We start from the raw sequence: 17,557 nt of genomic DNA, 5'->3' as shown, positions 1-17,557 counted from the left end.
CTGGGTATATTGGTTCAATAAAAAGCGTGTACACAGTGCACTGGGTTATGTATCGCCTTTTGAGTTTGAAGCAATGTACTATGATAAGATTAACCCGTTAGGTCAGGTGGCCTAACTTAAATAAAAAAGCCTCCGACAAACCCGGTACGGTTCATCAAGTATTAAAAAATTGTACGCGGGTACAGAAAATCTCTTTGCTTGGGAATGCAGGACGAGCTTTGGGCGAACTTCATCGTGCGCTTCCACAAACGCGCATATTGAATATGAGGTTCTGGCAAGATCGTGATGGCTTATCAACACATTGGGTATTGTGGAAGCAACAATTAGAATTAATGATCTCAAAATGGATGTCACGTATAAATCCATTGTCATCTGATTATCATGAGTTTTGCGACCAATTGAATGAGTTACGAAAATACGCTAAAGCGATATGTGAGCCGACACAGCTTCATTTACTGCATTGTGACTATATAGGTCGAAATATCCTTGTAGACAGTGAAAATCGAATTTCGGGTATTATAGACTTCGACGCTGCTCGTATTGGAGATGCGGTCTATGATTTAGCTAAAATTATTTGGGTGGATATAGATTTCTCTGATTTAGAATTACGAAATGCTTTTTTAGAGGGTTGGGTATGTACGTATAAGCAGACTGTGCCTAAAATGAAATTTCTATTCTATGTTGGCATTCAATGTCTTGCAGCAATCGCTTGGACAGATAAAAATCCTTCTGCTGATGGGACAAATGCTGTTTTTCGTGCTTCCGCAATTCGAACGTTGAGAATTGTGCTAAAGGAGCTAGAAGCACTTTGATTGAATTCTAATACTGTTGTTGCGTATAAGCGCCATTATGTTAAATAGGGGAGAAACTAAGCTAAAATTAGGGTTTTAATTTAGAGAAAGTAATGTCTCAGATAAAAATTTATGCTTTAAATGAAACAATAGAATTACATCGTGATAATTTAAGTAAAGCTATCCATCAGGCTTTAGTTAAAGAATTAAAATACCCTGAAGAGAAAAGGTTTCAACGTTTTATCGCACTAGAATCCAAGAATTTTGTATATCCAGTAGATCGCAGTAAATCTTATATAATTATTGAAATTTCTATGTTCGATGGACGAACAAAAGAGACTAAAAAAGCATTTATTAGGTCTCTATTCGAAAATATAAACAATCTATGCGGTATTGATTCAAATGATGTTGAGATAACTATATTTGAAACTCCTAAAGAAAACTGGGGCATTAGAGGGAGAAATGCGGATGAACTACAGTTGAATTATAAGGTAAATGTTTAAATTTGCTAAAAATAACATAATACACCTTATACGTAATCCTTTGAATTACATTTTAAATTCAATTGCTTATGTTTTGTTGAAGAGCTCAATCTGAAGTGGTTGGGCTTTTTTATGTATTATTCATTTTTCATGATCATTATTTGTTTAAAGTTGCACATTTCTTATAAGTCTATTTAAACAGTGTCCTGAAGAAGTTTTGATGAAAATCGAAAAGATTGTCTTTTCAGAAATCATGACATGACACTTTACGCTGAAAGTATGCAAAAACATCCATTTCATTATAAAAAAGAAAATCTTTGATGTAATATAAATCCATTAAAACTTATAGGTATTTGAAGTTTTTTACTTTAGGTACGCCATAAAAAGGATAGAAGCATGCAACAAGAAGTCATCATAGTCGGTGGTGGTATGGTCGGACTCAGCCTGGCGTTGATGTTAGCCAAACAAAATATTGTGGTGAAGCTTTTAGAGGCGATCAAATACCCAAATTATGATGATGTAAACCTTGCGCCATACCATTCTAGCTTTGATGCAAGAAACAGCGCCTTGTCACGTCGTACAGTTCAAATTTACCAAGAACTGGGTTTATGGAACGCTTTACAAGAACATGCAACGCCTATTTTAGAAGTGAATATCACCGAGCAAGGTAGCTTTGGTAAGGCGCGTCTTAAAGCAGAACAAGAAAAAGTCGAAAGTTTCGGTCAGGTCATCGAAAACGCATGGCTCGGTCGTGTGCTACTGACAGAAGTTCAAAAACAACCATTCATTGAGCTGATTGATGGTGTACAAGTCACCCAACTGACCCAAGATGCCGATATGGCTTACATAGACGCGAGTCGTGGAGAAGAACAACTGTCATTGCAAGCAAAACTCGTCATTGCTGCAGATGGACGTGATTCATTCTGCCGTAAAGCCTTAGGAATTGGTGCTTCAGAACATGATTATGATCAGGTCGCTATCGTCACTACAGTACAAACTTCAAAACCGCACAACCATGTGGGTTTCGAGCGCTTTAGTAGTTTAGGACCATTGGCACTGTTGCCGCTTCCAGGTGAATACCGTCGCTCCGTGGTTTGGCCTGTGAAAAAAGGTACTGAAGGTGAATGGTTGGGCGATGAAAATGACCAACATTTCTTAGATGCCTTACAAGACACTTATGGCGACCGTGCAGGAAAGTTTCAAAAAACAGGTAAGCGTTTTAGTTTTCCATTGTCACAAGTGTTAGCTGAAAAGCAGGCGGTAGGACGGGTGGTCTTAATGGGTAATGCAGCGCATACCATTCACCCCGTTGCGGGGCAAGGTTTTAACCTGTGTATGCGAGATGCGCACGTCTTGGTACGTTATTTAACGGAGCAAATTGCGCAAAATGCCGACTTGGGCGATGCCGCAATGCTGCAAGCCTATGAGACTTCACGTTTGACCGATCAACAACGCGTAATTAAGTTCTGTGATTCGGTGGTACGAGGCTTTAGTAATAGCAATCCAATCTTAAAGTTTATTCGGAATACTGGTCTGGTCGCATTTGATACGATTCCAGGCATTAAACCACTCGTTGCCAACTATGCCATGGGGCTAAAAGCATGAGTCAAGTTCAAACTGATGTTTTAGATGTCGTGATCATTGGCGGTGGTTTGGTCGGTGGGCTGACAGCTTTGCTTTTGGCGCAAGGCGGTGTGCAGGCTACCGTACTGGATGCTGCACCTATTTTAGATGAACAAAAAAACTTAAGTGTTGCAAACCCACGTGTTTTGGCACTCAGTCAAGCGACGATACACCTACTTAAAACCGTTGAAGTTTGGGATAAAATTGCCCGCCAGATGCCGTATAGCGGCATGCAGGTGTGGAATAAAAATGGCTATGGTGAAATTAACTTTGGTCATGAGTCCAAGCAGGAACCACATGGCGAACAAGCCCTTGGTTCTATGGTTGAGCCAAGTTTGCTTAATTTAGCGATTCAACAGCAGATGCTTACTGTACTCAACGATTACCGCACCCAAGTTAAAGTTGCCCGTGTCGAAGAAGGTGTTGGGCTGTGGTATATCCATTTGGCCGATGCTACGGTGTTGAAAACCAAACTGGTGATTGGTGCAGATGGTGCAAACTCTTTTGTACGGGAACAAGCGTTTATCGATATCGATGTGCTGGATTATAAACAAGCAGGTCTAAGCTGTGCCATTCGTACAGCTCAGCCTCATCAACACGTTGCACGTCAGATTTTTTTAGAAACGGGGCCTTTGGCATTTTTACCAATGGCGAGTTTAAAACCAGAGCAAGCAGGGCATTGGCAGTCTATCGTATGGACGCTCCCCGATGATTATGCAGAAGAATATGCTGCACTTTCAGATGCTGAATTTACCCAGCTGTTAACGCAAGAAAGTCATCACATGTTAGGCGAAGTGTTGGAAGCGACACCGCGTGCCACTTTCCCACTCAAAGCACGTGCTGCACAGCAATATGTTAAAGCGGGCTTGGCTTTAATTGGTGATGCGGCTCATGTGATTCATCCGTTGGCGGGGCAAGGTGTGAATATTGGTTGTCTTGATGCGGCTGTACTGTGTGATGTATTACTACATGATCTAGCACGTGGCGTGTGGGCACATGAGCAAACACTGAAACGCTATGAACACCGCCGTAAAGGACAAAATGATGCCATGATGCATAGCATGTCTGCCATCGGTTGGATGGAAACCACACAATTCTTTCCTGTGGTATGGGCGCGAAACTTTGGTTTGAAACAGGTTGAAAAACTGCCTGTATTAAAAGATGCTTTTATGGCACAGGCCAATGGTTTAGGGTTGCTCAAAGAGACGCGTTATGCTGTCTAAGAACGGAAGTGTTATTTTTTAGCCAGTCGTAAAATAAGATTACGATTTTGATTAAAAAAGATACGATTTTCCGTTGAATAAGACTATGCGAAAGGCTGAGAGCTTGTTAAATTTCAACATAATTGGAAACCAGTAATTCATGGGAACCTAAAATGTCATTTGTGGGGAGATTAAGATGACTGATTCAAATGATTATGATGATGTAGAAGACTCAGCAGTCGACGAAGACGAAGCTCAAGCAGCGGAAAAAGGCGCATCAGATTCTTCTGATAATGCTGCAAGTGATGGTGATGTTGCCGAAGCTGAAACACTTACGGTGACTGCAAAATTAAAACAACGCCAAGCACTTGAAGACGAAGTTGCGGCATTCCTTGCTCGCGGTGGCCGAATTACTGAAGTGCCAACAGATGAGTCTGCGAAAGACTAAGAGAGTTAAAAAACACCACGCTTGACGTGGTGTTTTTTTTTGTTTTTTAAAACTGATATACAAATCACTTGTGCTTGAATGAGTACTGTATCGTAGTTAGTTGTTGTGCTAGACGAATGGTAGGCAAAATGACTACTTTTTCAATAGACAGGCTATGCCTGTGATGATCGCGCCAACTGTGGCTAAAAGCATGTCTTGGTGTGCGTCCCAAATATCACCTTGTTGCCCATTGTAGTTTTCAGCATCTTCAGGCGATAAGCCCATCGCAATAAACCATTCAATCCATTCGTAAATGAGGCTACTTGCCATCACAAATTGAATGACCAGCAAGAATAGGGTGAGTTTAGAAAGTTGAGGCAGCCACACTTGAAACAGACGGTAGAAAAACGGGTAGAGCAGCAAACCGTACGCTAAATGTACAAAGCGATCATACATATTCCGCGTCCAACCGAAACTCTGGTTGAGGTCTAGATTTAAATACTGCATAGACCATTCATTATAGGGCACATAAGAATATAGATAATGCGCACCGAGTATATGAATCAGCAAAAACCCAATATATAGCATAAAACTGATTAAGCTGAGCCCCATTTTATAAAGACAAATGATCAGCGTCACCAACATGAACACGGTTCCGACCTGATGCAGAATATAAGAGCTGACTTCAAGGGGGTGGATCGATGCGAAAGCAATGGCGACAGCGAGTACAATGAGCGCAACCCAATGCGGTTTTTTCAGTTGATAGTCAAAGTGAGCTTTCGTTGTTGTACTTTTAAGGATTGTCATCATTTTTATTGGTTTTTCAATTATGCATATAGGAGATTCTTGTTTGCATTATAGATAAATAAGCGAAGCCTAAGCTTCGCTTTTTTTCAATTTCTAAAATTAGATTTTAGAAATTAAGTCAGCAACTTGTTTTGCTTGTTCAGCTGCGTTACCTGTATAGGTTGCAGGTGTCATTTCCGCTAAACGTGCGCGGTCAGCAGCAGGGACAGCTTCAAGTTCATTACCATTGACGAAGTCAACCATCATGTCACGTGTCATGGCTTGACCACGAGTTAATGCTTTTAGTTTTTCATATGGTTTTTCAACGTTGTAACGACGCATGACAGTTTGAATTGGTTCAGCTAGAACTTCTTGCGCATTGTTCAAGTCTTCATCAATACGTGCAGCATTCAGTTCAAGTTTACCAATGCCTTTTGAACAAGCTTCAAAAGCAATCAAGCTTTGTGCAAAACCAACACCCATGTTACGTAGTACAGTTGAGTCCGTTAGGTCACGCTGCCAGCGAGAAATTGGAAGTTTTTCGCCAAGGTGCGCAAGTACAGCATTGGCTAAGCCTAAGTTGCCTTCTGAGTTTTCGAAGTCAATAGGGTTTACTTTGTGTGGCATCGTTGAAGAACCAACTTCACCATCTTTGAGTTTTTGCTTGAAGAAACCAAGCGAGATATAACCCCAAACGTCACGGTTAAAGTCGATCAAAATCGTATTGAAACGACGTAAAGCATCAAACAATTCCGCCATGTAGTCATGCGGTTCAATCTGGGTCGTGTACGGGTTGAAGGTTAAACCTAAAGACTCTACAAAAGCTTGAGAATGAGCAGGCCAGTTAATTTCAGGGTAAGCAGAGTAATGAGCGTTGTAGTTACCTACAGCACCGTTAATTTTACCTAGAAGTTCAACTTGTTTGAATTGCTTGATTTGACGCGCTAAACGGTAAGCTACGTTCGCCATTTCTTTACCCAAAGTTGTTGGGCTAGCAGTTTGACCGTGTGTACGTGACAACATTGGTTGTTCAGCATGCGTTTCAGCTAAAGCCACAATTGAATCGATGATTTGTTGCATAGCGGCAACTAAAACTTCACGGCCATTTTTAAGCATTAAAGCATGAGACAAGTTGTTGATGTCTTCAGACGTACATGCAAAGTGAATGAATTCACCCGCATTTTTAAGCTCATCAATATGTGCAATTTGTTCTTTCAGGAAATACTCAACCGCTTTAACGTCATGGTTTGTCGTACGTTCAATTTCTTTAATGCGGTTAGCATTTTCTTCAGAGAAGTTCGCAACAATTGCGTCAAGTGCAGCATTCGTTTCAGCACTGAATGCTGGAACTTCTGTGATTTCTGGACGGTTCGCAAGCGCTTGTAACCAACGCACTTCAACAGTCACACGAGCATGGATTAAACCAAACTCAGAGAGGAAAGGACGTAGAGCATCACATTTGCTAGCGTAGCGTCCATCTAATGGAGAAAGTGCGGTTAAAGCGTTCATAGCGATTCCTTAAACATTGGAATTAAAACGTAAAACAAAGTTCATCACAGCCATCAGTTAAACCACCTGATACTGTAAACGAGCGAGATCTTGAATATCTTGGAGCAGCTTACGCTTGCTGAAAATCATACCCCACGAGCTACCGCCGAGCTGACGCCACAAGTGAGCCATTTGTAAGCCTGTGAATAATGTCGCGCGAATGCGGTTGGTATGTGCTGTATCTTTAAATGCTTCAGCGTTGCCTCGAACCATAATGCGAGGATTGATCGAACCCGCAGTTTCAATATAAGTTTGAGCAAGGTTGGCAATGATACTTGGATGTAAATAATTATTATCGAAAAAGGAGAGTTGTCTAAGAATTTTTTGTTGGGATTGTTCAATAATTTCAACGAACTTCGGATTGCTATACACTTTTTTTTCTAATTGCAATAAAGTCATTGCATAGGTCATTGGAAGTTTAGTATTTGCAAGTTTAGGCAATCTAGATTTTGGGGAAGTGTTAAATGGTTGGGTAATGCTGCTTTCTAAAGTTTTTAAACCGAGAGAAATATCCGCCAATTTATCAAAAAAATCGAGCGTTTGATTGGACTGATTGGATTTAGGACGGATATTCAAACTGGCTTTGATGAGATGTTCAAAATAAAAATTACCGCTTTCACCAATACTTTGCGTACCCGTCAACGCGGTCATATGCGTCAGTTGCGCGGACTGAAAAACAGCCGCCAACGCCAAAGCTCGGTTTTGGCGTTCGTTCAAAGTTTGAGGCTGTTGAAACGGTAACTCAGCCATGTCTTAAAATCCTTTAAATAAAATCAGGTTTAGGAGCATTGGTATGATGAATCACGCCACCGCCTAAACAAACTTCACCTGAGTAGAATACGACACTCTGACCCGGAGTCACGGCACGTTGGGGTTCATCGAACTCAACACGTACGCCACCTGGGGTAGTCGGATCATTAAAGATCACACAATCTTGGTCATCTTGGCGATAGCGCGTCCGTGAGGTACAACGGAAACCTGTTTCAGGAATCTGCATTTCACCTGCGACCCAGTCAATCGTTTCACTCCAAAGTGTAGTACTTTGCATCAGTGGATGTTCATGACCTTGACCAATCACCAAACGGTTGTTTTCAATATCTTTATGTAGAACGAACCATGCGCCTTCAGCCACACCTTTCAAACCACCAATACCAATACCACCGCGTTGACCGAGCGTATAGTACATTAAGCCGTGATGTTCACCAACCTCTTTGCCATCATCTAAGACGATTTTTCCAGCTTGTGCCGGTAAGTATTGTTTTAAGAAGTCATTAAAACGACGTTCACCAATAAAACAGATGCCTGTTGAGTCTTTTTTCTTCGCCGTGACTAAGTCATATTGTTCCGCAATTTTACGTACTTCAGGCTTTTCAATTTCCCCTACAGGGAACAGCGTCTTATTAATTTCACGGCCATGTACAGCATGTAAGAAATAGGTCTGGTCTTTGTTTTTATCTAAACCACGCAGTAAAGGTGCGTATTCCTCACCTTTAGAGTTGGTCATAGTTTCGCCGCGACGTGCATAGTGGCCAGTCGCAATAAAGTCTGCGCCCAGTTGCATGGCATGATCTAAGAACGCACGGAATTTGATTTCTTTATTACATAAAATATCTGGGTTTGGTGTACGGCCCGCAGCATACTCCGCTAAGAAATGCTCAAATACCCGATCCCAATATTCCATAGCAAAATTGGCGGTGTGTAGCTTAATTCCTAGTTTGTCACAGACCGCTTGAGCATCGGCTAAGTCTTCCATCGCTGTGCAGTATTCCGTACCGTCATCTTCTTCCCAGTTCTTCATGAAAAGACCTTCAACTTGATAACCTTGAAGAAGAAGAAGAGCAGCAGAAACAGATGAATCTACACCACCCGACATACCGACGATGACACGTTGTTGCATAGGACTAGGCATCCAAACTTGAAATAAGGGGAGAATTTTGGTGCTCATAAACGAGCGATAAAGGATATTTTTGCCCCGCGAGTGCGTCTTGAACCGCTTTAATCACCAATGGACTACGTGCACGGGCCGTTTCGAGTAGTTCATCCAAAGTCATCCATACTGCACCCACGATACCTGTATCGAGTTCAGCGGTTGGACTGTGATGAAGTGACTGCGCTAAAAAGCAGAAACGATAATACGTGCGGTCTGGAAACATGGGTGGTGTATAGGTATAAATGCCCAATAACGCATCTATAGACACTTCATGTCCAGTTTCTTCCATAGTTTCACGAATGGCAGCTTCGATGAGTGTTTCACCTGATTCAACATGGCCAGCAGGCTGGTTAAATACAGTGTGTGTCACACCCGCAGTATGCTCTTCTACAAATAGAAATTTTCCGTCTTTTTCAACAACAGTTGCGACGGTGACGTGAGCTGTCCAAGCGGTCATATAAAAGCACCATGGGGTAAAAGGAGTATTCTACAAAATTTAGCAGTGCATGGCTATGGAGATTTGCTTTGGTTTGAGACGTGTTGGGCAGCGGTTAAGAAAATTACAAAAGGACGCTTGTAAGGTAATACCACATAGACATTAGGCAGCATCGACAAAATATCATGAGGCAGAATGCAAGCCAAGCGAGTGCTGAAACTGGGTTGGTCTGGGGAAAATTTATCGTTTAAATATTTGTCTAACCCAATTTGCCAATTAACTCCACCAATATCTAAGTATATGAAAGAAAATAGGTGCAGAAAAGCAAATAGAATCAATGCGGTCTAGCATTCCGCCATGGCCATGAATGAGTTGTCCCCAATCCTTAACACCACGATCACGTTTAATCGCAGACATAACGAGGCCGCCAAAAAAGCCAAAGATACAAACAACCAATCCAATACAAGCAGCTTGAACATAGCTAAACGGTGTTAACCAAGCCATTGCAGTCCCTAAAGCTGTGGCTAAGAAAATACCACCGAGTAGGCCTTCGACTGTTTTTGATGGGGATAAAACGGGTGCAACTTTGTGTTTACCAAATAATTTTCCACACACATACTGCAACACGTCAGAGGCTTGAACCACCATAATTAACCAAATGGCTAGCCAAATTGGTTCACCTTTAAACTCTGGGAGTTTCAAATTCAACAATGCTGGAACATGTGAAATACAGAATACGCTGACCATGAGTCCCCATTGAATTTTTGAACTACGTTCTAGAAAATGGGTGGTGTCTTCTTGTTTTAAGCTGGCAATAGGAATTAATAAAAATACATAGAGCGGAATAAAGATTGAATACAGGCCATACCAGTCGGTATAAATCAAATAATATTGATAGGGAATAACAAAATAGAATGCAATCAGTAATGGAAAATAATCGCCCCGTCTGGTCGGCAGTAAGCTAATGAACTCACGTAGGGCAAACAAAGAGATAATTCCAAATAATACAATAAATGCGGTTTTTCCGAGTAAAATTGCAGCAGCAATCACGATGAGCATGACCCACCATGCATTGATTCGTGCATTTAAGTTATCGATAACTGGTGAAGATTGAGAGCCTGCTTTTTGTTTGAGAATAAAACCAACAGTTGAAGCAAAAACTAAAATGCCTGCAAAAATAGCAAATAGGACATAGGTTTTATTAAGGTTGTCTAACATCATTGATTTTCAACCTCTTTTAATTTTAATAATTGTTTTTGCGCATAATCTATAAAGATGTCCTTATCCATGTCTAAATGTTGTTCTAAAGGGCAACCAAAACAAACTGTAGAAAGTAACGGTAGAGGGATAAATGCACCTTTGGGCATAACCCGTCTTAAATTTGAAATCCAAACGGGAACAATTTCAATGTCTGGAAACTGTTTGTGCAAATTATATAAGCCACTTTTGAAGGGGAGTAATTCAATATCATCATTTAGATTGCGCGTACCTTCAGGGAAAAAGATAATCGAGTAGCCTTGTTCAAGTGCATCTTTAACGGGTTGTAATGGATCAGTATGATCATCTCGGTTACGCTGAATCGTTATACCATTGAAGGTATCTTTAATAAGGAATTGGCGAAAGCCATCTTTCAGCCAATAATCAGAAGCAGCCACAGGCTTGGTTTTCCGTCGCATGATTGTCGGCAAAGATGACCACAGCAGTATAAAGTCGATATGGCTATTGTGGTTGGCGTAATAAATACGCTGTTTGGGCACAGGCTGACAACCGATCCATAAACTACGTGTACCCGTTAGCAGACGCGCTCCACGCCGTGTAAAAAATGCAATTAAACGGGCAATAGAATGAGTCACAAAATGACTTTGAGGTTGCTCTAAAGCTGTTTTTTTCTTGTTTTGAAGCGGAGTTTTATTCATTGTATAAACCATTTTATCAATAATTTCAATGGACTTTTAGCCAGTAGAAAGAGGTTTATTGTGCCAATAATTTATAAATTAGAATCATTAGAACTATATATTGTATAAACAATACAGTTATTTGCAGTTTAAACAAACGGAAACAGCCTGCAAAGCGCAAAGACCAATCTCGACCCACTTTCGATTTTGGTATGAGCTTAAATTGCAGTAATGATTGATCAAACTGTTGCGTTAAGTCTTCGATGGCCACTGTATCAGATTGTTGCGCAATCACTTCAATGAGTTCAGCATCAAATTTCAACCTGAGTGCTAGGTAATGCTGTATCGCCATCAAACCGAAACATATAAAAATTAATATCCAAAACTCAAGAGATTGCCAGCTTTTAAGTAGTATAGCCAAAATGGTTAAGACAAACGCGACATAGCCTGAAAATAACAAACCATACGTTGTAGATAAAAGTTTTGCCGCCACATAAAATTGCATTTTCATGGGGCTGATCCTTTGAGTTTTAACTGATAAGTATTGAGATTTTTGATTTGTACGTCGTTCAGTCTAACCCATGGTCTAGCGGATTGAACTATTTGAATGGCCTCATTTACCTGTGTTGCATGCTGCTGTTGCATAAGCCAAGCGCAGAGAATAGCACTACTTCTGGAATAACCCAGCGCACAGTAAATTAATACATGCTGTTGTGTGCTCTGGCTTGAAGCTGCTGCCATTAATTGGTTGAACACTTCAACCGCACGTTCAAGTTGGTCGGCCTGTAAAGGAATTAAGTCTAAACTTGAGTATTGAAAATATGAATTTTTTGAATTCACTGGCAACTCTGCAACACAATCAAAAACGGCCTGATATTTTTGTATTGTAGAACGTGTTGGGATGCGCCCTAAAAAAATAGTTGTGTTTTCAATTTTTAAAATTTGGGAGTCTTCGGGATGTTTCTTTGTCCAGATTCGACTGTTCAACCACGCAAAGATTAGGTAAGGGGTAAATAACATTGTAGCGGCAATGCTCAAACTTCCATCTGCTTGCTTTTGGAAGAAATGAGGGCGAACTAAATAGTAGCTTAAAGCAACGCCAAATAGACTGATTGCTGGATAAAGTAACCATAATCCCCAAGGTTGGAACAGATAGGCCAAGATTAGGAAAAGTAGTGCGGCGCATAGGTAATAACTTCCTAACTTTAAATGCTTCGGCGTTAAAGTCTGCAAACCATCTTTTTTAAAGGGTGATTTTGCCGTAATTGGAAATAACCACAAACATAATGCACCTGCCAATAAACCTGTTGGAATATCTATAAAATGATGTTGCCATGTGGTGAGTACCGATATGCCAATTAAAAATGACCAAAGGTCGACAAAGTATCTCCACTGACCTGAGCTGTGTCTGCGGAAGAAGTCCCAAAGGATGACCAATAAAACGATATGGAGAGAAGGTGCTTGGTTAAAAGGTTTATCAAAACCCATCAAAACATCAAACCATAGGCCAAAAAAGCCATCTAAAGGTGGTCGTTCAAAACTAAATTTGAGTGGAAAAAGAAGAAAGCAACTGATCGAGATCAGCTGTGCGCTAAATAGCCGAAGTGCATGCTGTTTCAGCTCAAATTTATTCCAACATAACAGCAAAGATAGACCGTAAAAAAGATCAATGGACCAATATGGCACGATGCTCCATGACCAAAGCGGGATGTGTTTTTCCCAGTCATAGACAATACTCGGCACATTGGGCAGTTGCGATGCATAGTGATTTGCAAATCCATAAGTGAGAAAGAAAAACGGTGCAAGGAAAATCAAACACAGGATTCCCCATTTCCAAGTGCCTGTTTCTTTGTTCAGTATTTGCATAAAACGTCCACAGATTATTATTTTTAAGTTTTACATGGATGACATGATCCAAAGACTGATCATGTCATCCTGTGATTTTAAAGCTTTTGGGCAACGGACACGGTAAATATTCCAAACTCATCAATACATTGATCTACTTTTTTAAAGCCTGCTGCTTCTACAAGGGCATCCATTTCAGCCTGAGAACGTAAACGCATGACCCATGCATCACCTTCACGATGTGAGGTTAGGGCGCGTGCAATAAATTCTTGCTGAGGATGCCAAATTTGACCTGTGTAAATTAAATAACCATCTTTGAGGATGGCTTTGCTTAAACCTTCCAGTGATTGTCGCAGCAGGTCATTATCACTAAACAATTCATATAAGCCAGAAACCACAGCCAACGTCGGTTTCGGTTTAACAGATGCAAGGGATTGTGTATCAAATGCATCGGCTTGAACAAATTCAGCGACATCACTTAAGCCTCGTTCTGCAATCATTTGTTGCCCAGCTTGGACATTAATATCACTATAATCGCGCAATAAAATCGAGTCTGGGCGTTTCGGAAGTTGTGTAACTGCATCTAAAATATAACGACCGTGTCCTGAAGCAATATCCATAATTCTGAGTGGTTTACGCTTTTTGATGAGAATGTCAGCGTATTTCTGTACCAGATGTTCAATGTTTTGTTTACGGATACGAATACCACGCCAACCAATCGCATTGAGATATTGTCGGTCAATGATTTTACCAATCGGATTAGCACTTTCTGTTTGATTGCGATAAACGAAGTCTAAAGTGCTACCGGAGTCATACCCTGTATCTTCGCCAATTTTTAAGCCTTTAGATAAATGACTTCCTATTTTCAAATTCTTTTTAGTCAACTCCCAAAATGCATTCTTCATGGATTTCACAGGCAATGGAGAACTTAAGTTTTCAGCAATGGCACAACTTGAACCAATTTTATCTGCATTTAAAAGATCAGGTGCTTGATATTCCACAGCAAAACATTGCTGAATAAAACGACGGATTTTTTCAGTCGCTATATGACGGTCTTTTTCACCCAAAGTATCGTGAAAGAAGCCATCTAATATATGAAATTCTTTTTTGGGATGCGGTAGTTTTTGATAAAACTGTTGCTGCGGTTTTTGGAAGACCACAAAATCTGAGCCTGAACATAAAACTTGTGTTGGAACAAAGATATTTTGTGCATCTGCAACAATACGCTTTGATGCATCATACAGTCCCAATAACATTCTCACTGAAATGGCTTTGGCAATTTTAGGGTCGGTATCATAACTCTGCGCGCGTTGTTTATCATGCGTGAGCATATTGGCTTTGACATAACTTTGTATAAAGAAATTGCCACGCAACTTTGCCATCACCCTTAAGCTTGGTTCAGCAAAGGGCACATATAATTTAATATCAAAAGCAGGAGAGGCTAAGCAGAGCGCACGAATTCTAGGTGCATAATCATGCACCCAAGTTGCAGCTAAAACAGCACCAACACTTTGAGCGACTACGGCAATATTTTCCGCAGAAATGGCATATTGCTGTTCAATATGTTGTACGAAAGCTTGAATGTCTTTGACGCATGCAGAAAAGCTTGGCGCATCACCACGCTCACCGGGCGAATGACCATGGCCGCGTGCATCCCATGCAAAGAAATCGAAATCTGGTAGATTAAGTTCGTTAACTAAATGCGCCATACGCCCCGAGTGTTCATGGCCACGGTGAAAGAGAATAATGGCTTTTTTTGTTGTAGATGGTGTAGCCGTTGCCCAGTGTTGGTAAAACAGTGCGGTCCCATCATGACTGGTAAAAGTGTGTTGACTATTGTTATACATCTATTTTTACTCTGAATAATAAAATTATGAAGAAGTTGTCTTTAAACAATTTTTAATTCGGTTAAATATGGTGAGCAGAAGCAGTAGAGCAATGAGAATAAGAATGCCATTACAAATTCTACTGAGAAGTTGTAGATTTGTACTGATATACGGAAATATCACAATAATAACAGCAATTAAACTGAGCCAAAAAGCGCGATCACTTTTACCCATTGGGCCATCGTAACGCCGTTCTTTGCCAATAAGTGGTGCCATTACACCTGTATATTCGCTGAGCAGGGCAAGAAAAACGACAAGCAATAATAGTTTTGCATTAATAAAACCAAAGGCAATAAAACAAAGATAGAGTGCAGTATCGGAAATAATGTCACACAATTCATTATAAAAAGCGCCCAAGTTGGACTGCTGTTTAAACTCACGCGCTAACATGCCATCAATTGCATTGAAGGCCATACGAATGAGCATCCACAATGGAAATAACAATAAAAGCCCAGAAATAGGATGGGCTAAATAATGTTGATATAGAAAATAGCCTAAGCAAGTCGAAATCAACATCGCCAATAAAGTGACTTGATTTGCTGTAATTCCAGATTTGTATAACAGTTGTACAAAAGGTCGTAATAGATTTTGAAATGCTGGTTTTAATTGATAGATAGATGGCATCGTTTTAATAATTAATAATAGTTGTTGAAATTTTAGTCAGATTGCACAAGGTTTATCAAGTGCTATTAAGAGGCTAAAAATTAAATAGTTTTCTTGTTTGAATTTTCGGTGTTTATATTCACAGCATCGTCAGGCAATATGATATGCGGACAAAAAAACTCAAGGCCTTGCAGAAAATTCTAAAAACATTATTGTATCTGTGAAATGCAGGTGAAATACACCCCATGATTATGACTCTAAATAATGCCCCGATACTTTGACATAGTTTTGTGCTGAATACGGTAAGAATGCCAACTCTTTTTCTGTTAGAGGACGAACTTTTTTGGCAGGACTACCGACATACAAATAGCCACTTTCAAGCACTTTCCCTGGCGGAACAAGTGTTGCTGCGCCAATCATGACATCGTCAGGAATGATGACATCATCCAAAATAATGCTATTGATACCAATCAAAACACGGTTGCCGATGGTACAGCCATGTAAGGTGACATGGTGACCAATGGTGACATCATCACCAATAATTAAAGGCGAGCCATTTGGTTTATCTACTTTTTTATGACTAACATGCAGCATTGCATGGTCTTGTACATTCGAATTTTTACCAATCCGAATATGGTTTACATCACCACGAATCACGGCAAAAGGCCATACAGAAACATTTTCAGCCAATATAACATCACCAATCACTACCGACATTTCATCGATATAACAGTTGTTGCCAAGCTGTGGAGTGCTGTTCAAATAGGGGCGAATATTTTTAGCCATATTGGTGTACTGCCTTTGCGTAGGTGCCCATTATAAAATAAAAAAGCACCCAGACCGAGGTGTGGATGCTTTAACTTAAGTCTAAGTGTTGCTTAGAATAAGTTTGAGAAGAATTGTTTGATGTGGTCAAGCATACGTGCAAAGAAACCTGCTTCTTCAACATCTTTTAGCGCAACAAGTGGTTTTTCAGCAATCACTTTACCATCAAGGCTTGCTACATACTTACCAACCACTTGACCTTTTTTCAACGGTGCAGTCAGTTTCGGTTGAACCACCAGTTGTGTTTTGATTGCGTTGGCTTGGCCTTTAGGCATAGTCACGTTAAAGGTTTCAGCTAAACCAATTTGTACGTCATTTTCTTTACCAAACCATACTTTTGATTTTGCTAAAACTTGGTTCGCAGCTTGAACATTTTTAGTTTCAAAGTTTGCATAACCCCACGCTAAAATTTCACGTGTTTGCGTTGCGCGTTCTTGCATGCTTGGCGCACCAAAAATCACAGAAATCAAACGCATTGGGCCACGTTTAGCCGAAGTTGTTAAGCAGTAACCCGCTTCGTCAGTATGACCAGTTTTTAAACCATCGACACTTGGGTCAGTATAAAGCAGGGCATTACGGTTGCCTTGTTTGATACCGTTAAAAGTAAATTCTTTTTCAGAATAAATCGGATAATATTTTGAACTGTCGTGAATGATGTGCTGTGCAAGCGTTGCCATGTCTTTAGCGGTCGAGTAGTGATCTTCAGCAGGCATACCTGTTGAGTTCATGAAGCTGGTATTGGTCATGCCGATACGTTTTGCTTCTGTGTTCATCATGTGAACGAAAGTACCTTCGTTCCCAGCAATGTGCTCAGCCATGGCCTTAGATGCATCATTACCCGATTGGATGATAATGCCGCGTAACATCTCTAATGCAGTCGCAGTACCATTTAATGGCACATACATACATGATTCCGAACTACTACCACGACACCAAGCAGACTCGTTCATCCGAACTTTTTCATCTTCGGTTAGCTCGCCCGCCAACAACTTTTGCTCAATAATGAAACTCGTCATCATTTTTGTCATTGATGCTGGTGCTAATTTTTCATTTTCATTTTTAGATGCGAGGATTTGCCCAGTCTCATAATCCATCAGCACATATGATTTATTATTTAGTTCTGGTGGTGAGGATAAGACAGTTGCTGCAAATGAAATGCTTGGTACGAGTAATGCCGCAGCAAGGGCGCTTTTTTGAATCATTCTAAGGGGTTCCGATTTCTTTAGTATAAGCACGAGAGCTTTGCATTTTAGGACAAAGTTCTGCCGACTTCTACGG

General features: G+C 40.5%; 18 protein-coding genes and 1 pseudogene. 6 read left to right on the top strand and 13 right to left on the bottom strand.

Annotated elements, in window-relative coordinates:
* The 6 genes and pseudogenes from MF4642_RS17350 to MF4642_RS07925 form a co-directional block, all read left to right on the top strand.
* The coding region (locus MF4642_RS17350) for an IS3 family transposase (RefSeq protein WP_413772799.1) at nucleotides 1-115 on the top strand (115 nt) is incomplete at its 5' end.
* 34 nt (nucleotides 116-149) lie between these two features.
* Nucleotides 150-812: pseudogene (locus MF4642_RS07945) on the top strand (aminoglycoside phosphotransferase family protein); the annotation flags it as partial.
* A 92-nt stretch (nucleotides 813-904) separates the two neighbouring features.
* Complete coding sequence (locus MF4642_RS07940; RefSeq protein WP_010326331.1) at nucleotides 905-1,294, top strand: tautomerase family protein; 390 nt, start codon at nucleotides 905-907, stop codon at nucleotides 1,292-1,294.
* Nucleotides 1,295-1,669: 375 nt separating this feature from the next.
* Nucleotides 1,670-2,878, top strand: coding sequence for a 2-octaprenyl-6-methoxyphenyl hydroxylase (gene ubiH / locus MF4642_RS07935; RefSeq protein WP_078425870.1), 1,209 nt, complete (start codon nucleotides 1,670-1,672; stop codon nucleotides 2,876-2,878).
* A complete protein-coding gene (locus tag MF4642_RS07930) occupies nucleotides 2,875-4,119 on the top strand; it encodes an FAD-dependent monooxygenase (protein ID WP_078425869.1) in 1,245 nt (414 codons plus the stop codon). The genes ubiH and MF4642_RS07930 overlap by 4 nt, the downstream gene beginning before the upstream one ends.
* Nucleotides 4,120-4,294: 175 nt before the next feature.
* Nucleotides 4,295-4,546 carry a hypothetical protein gene (locus tag MF4642_RS07925; RefSeq protein ID WP_004694228.1) on the top strand — a complete coding sequence of 84 codons (252 nt, stop codon included), beginning with the start codon at nucleotides 4,295-4,297 and terminating at the stop codon, nucleotides 4,544-4,546.
* A gap of 132 nt (nucleotides 4,547-4,678) precedes the next feature.
* Here MF4642_RS07925 and MF4642_RS07920 read toward each other — a convergent pair whose 3' ends face one another.
* The 13 genes from MF4642_RS07920 to dacC form a co-directional block, all read right to left on the bottom strand.
* On the bottom strand, nucleotides 4,679-5,335 hold the full coding sequence (locus MF4642_RS07920; protein WP_050764484.1) for a DUF2238 domain-containing protein: 657 nt from the start codon (nucleotides 5,333-5,335) through the stop codon (nucleotides 4,679-4,681).
* A gap of 96 nt (nucleotides 5,336-5,431) precedes the next feature.
* Nucleotides 5,432-6,820: an adenylosuccinate lyase gene (gene purB, locus MF4642_RS07915; protein WP_078425868.1), complete on the bottom strand. Its 1,389-nt coding sequence runs from the start codon at nucleotides 6,818-6,820 to the stop codon at nucleotides 5,432-5,434.
* Nucleotides 6,821-6,877: 57 nt separating this feature from the next.
* Complete coding sequence (hflD, locus tag MF4642_RS07910) at nucleotides 6,878-7,609, bottom strand: high frequency lysogenization protein HflD (RefSeq protein ID WP_078425867.1); 732 nt, start codon at nucleotides 7,607-7,609, stop codon at nucleotides 6,878-6,880.
* A gap of 13 nt (nucleotides 7,610-7,622) precedes the next feature.
* On the bottom strand, nucleotides 7,623-8,756 hold the full coding sequence (gene mnmA, locus MF4642_RS07905) for a tRNA 2-thiouridine(34) synthase MnmA (RefSeq protein ID WP_078425866.1): 1,134 nt from the start codon (nucleotides 8,754-8,756) through the stop codon (nucleotides 7,623-7,625).
* A 4-nt stretch (nucleotides 8,757-8,760) separates the two neighbouring features.
* Nucleotides 8,761-9,246: an NUDIX hydrolase gene (locus MF4642_RS07900; protein WP_005399799.1), complete on the bottom strand. Its 486-nt coding sequence runs from the start codon at nucleotides 9,244-9,246 to the stop codon at nucleotides 8,761-8,763.
* A gap of 255 nt (nucleotides 9,247-9,501) precedes the next feature.
* The gene (locus MF4642_RS07895; RefSeq protein ID WP_039889734.1) at nucleotides 9,502-10,446 is read right to left on the bottom strand and encodes a phosphatidate cytidylyltransferase; all 945 of its coding nucleotides are present in this window, start codon (nucleotides 10,444-10,446) and stop codon (nucleotides 9,502-9,504) included.
* Nucleotides 10,443-11,141: a lysophospholipid acyltransferase family protein gene (locus tag MF4642_RS07890; RefSeq protein ID WP_078425865.1), complete on the bottom strand. Its 699-nt coding sequence runs from the start codon at nucleotides 11,139-11,141 to the stop codon at nucleotides 10,443-10,445. Before MF4642_RS07890 ends, MF4642_RS07895 begins: the two co-directional genes overlap by 4 nt.
* A gap of 55 nt (nucleotides 11,142-11,196) precedes the next feature.
* The gene (locus tag MF4642_RS07885) at nucleotides 11,197-11,631 is read right to left on the bottom strand and encodes a hypothetical protein (RefSeq protein ID WP_078389647.1); all 435 of its coding nucleotides are present in this window, start codon (nucleotides 11,629-11,631) and stop codon (nucleotides 11,197-11,199) included.
* Entirely contained in the window at nucleotides 11,628-12,986 is a 1,359-nt protein-coding gene (locus MF4642_RS07880) for a phosphatase PAP2/dual specificity phosphatase family protein (RefSeq protein ID WP_078425864.1), read from the bottom strand. The genes MF4642_RS07885 and MF4642_RS07880 overlap by 4 nt, the downstream gene beginning before the upstream one ends.
* A gap of 77 nt (nucleotides 12,987-13,063) precedes the next feature.
* Entirely contained in the window at nucleotides 13,064-14,812 is a 1,749-nt protein-coding gene (locus MF4642_RS07875; protein WP_078425863.1) for a bifunctional alpha/beta hydrolase/class I SAM-dependent methyltransferase, read from the bottom strand.
* A gap of 24 nt (nucleotides 14,813-14,836) precedes the next feature.
* Nucleotides 14,837-15,475 carry a CDP-alcohol phosphatidyltransferase family protein gene (locus MF4642_RS07870; RefSeq protein ID WP_078425862.1) on the bottom strand — a complete coding sequence of 213 codons (639 nt, stop codon included), beginning with the start codon at nucleotides 15,473-15,475 and terminating at the stop codon, nucleotides 14,837-14,839.
* Between the two features lie 228 nt (nucleotides 15,476-15,703).
* On the bottom strand, nucleotides 15,704-16,240 hold the full coding sequence (locus MF4642_RS07865; protein WP_078425861.1) for a gamma carbonic anhydrase family protein: 537 nt from the start codon (nucleotides 16,238-16,240) through the stop codon (nucleotides 15,704-15,706).
* Nucleotides 16,241-16,332: 92 nt separating this feature from the next.
* Nucleotides 16,333-17,481 (bottom strand): D-alanyl-D-alanine carboxypeptidase PBP5/6, encoded by a 1,149-nt coding sequence (dacC, locus tag MF4642_RS07860; protein WP_078425860.1) that lies wholly within the window; start codon nucleotides 17,479-17,481, stop codon nucleotides 16,333-16,335.
* Nucleotides 17,482-17,557: the final 76 nt, after the last annotated feature.

Origin of the sequence: Acinetobacter sp. MF4642 (assembly GCF_002018925.1) — a bacterium.
Lineage (GTDB): Bacteria > Pseudomonadota > Gammaproteobacteria > Pseudomonadales > Moraxellaceae > Acinetobacter > Acinetobacter johnsonii.
The sequence above is the reverse complement of the archived record's forward strand: the minus strand, read 5'-3'. Positions and strand labels throughout refer to the sequence as shown.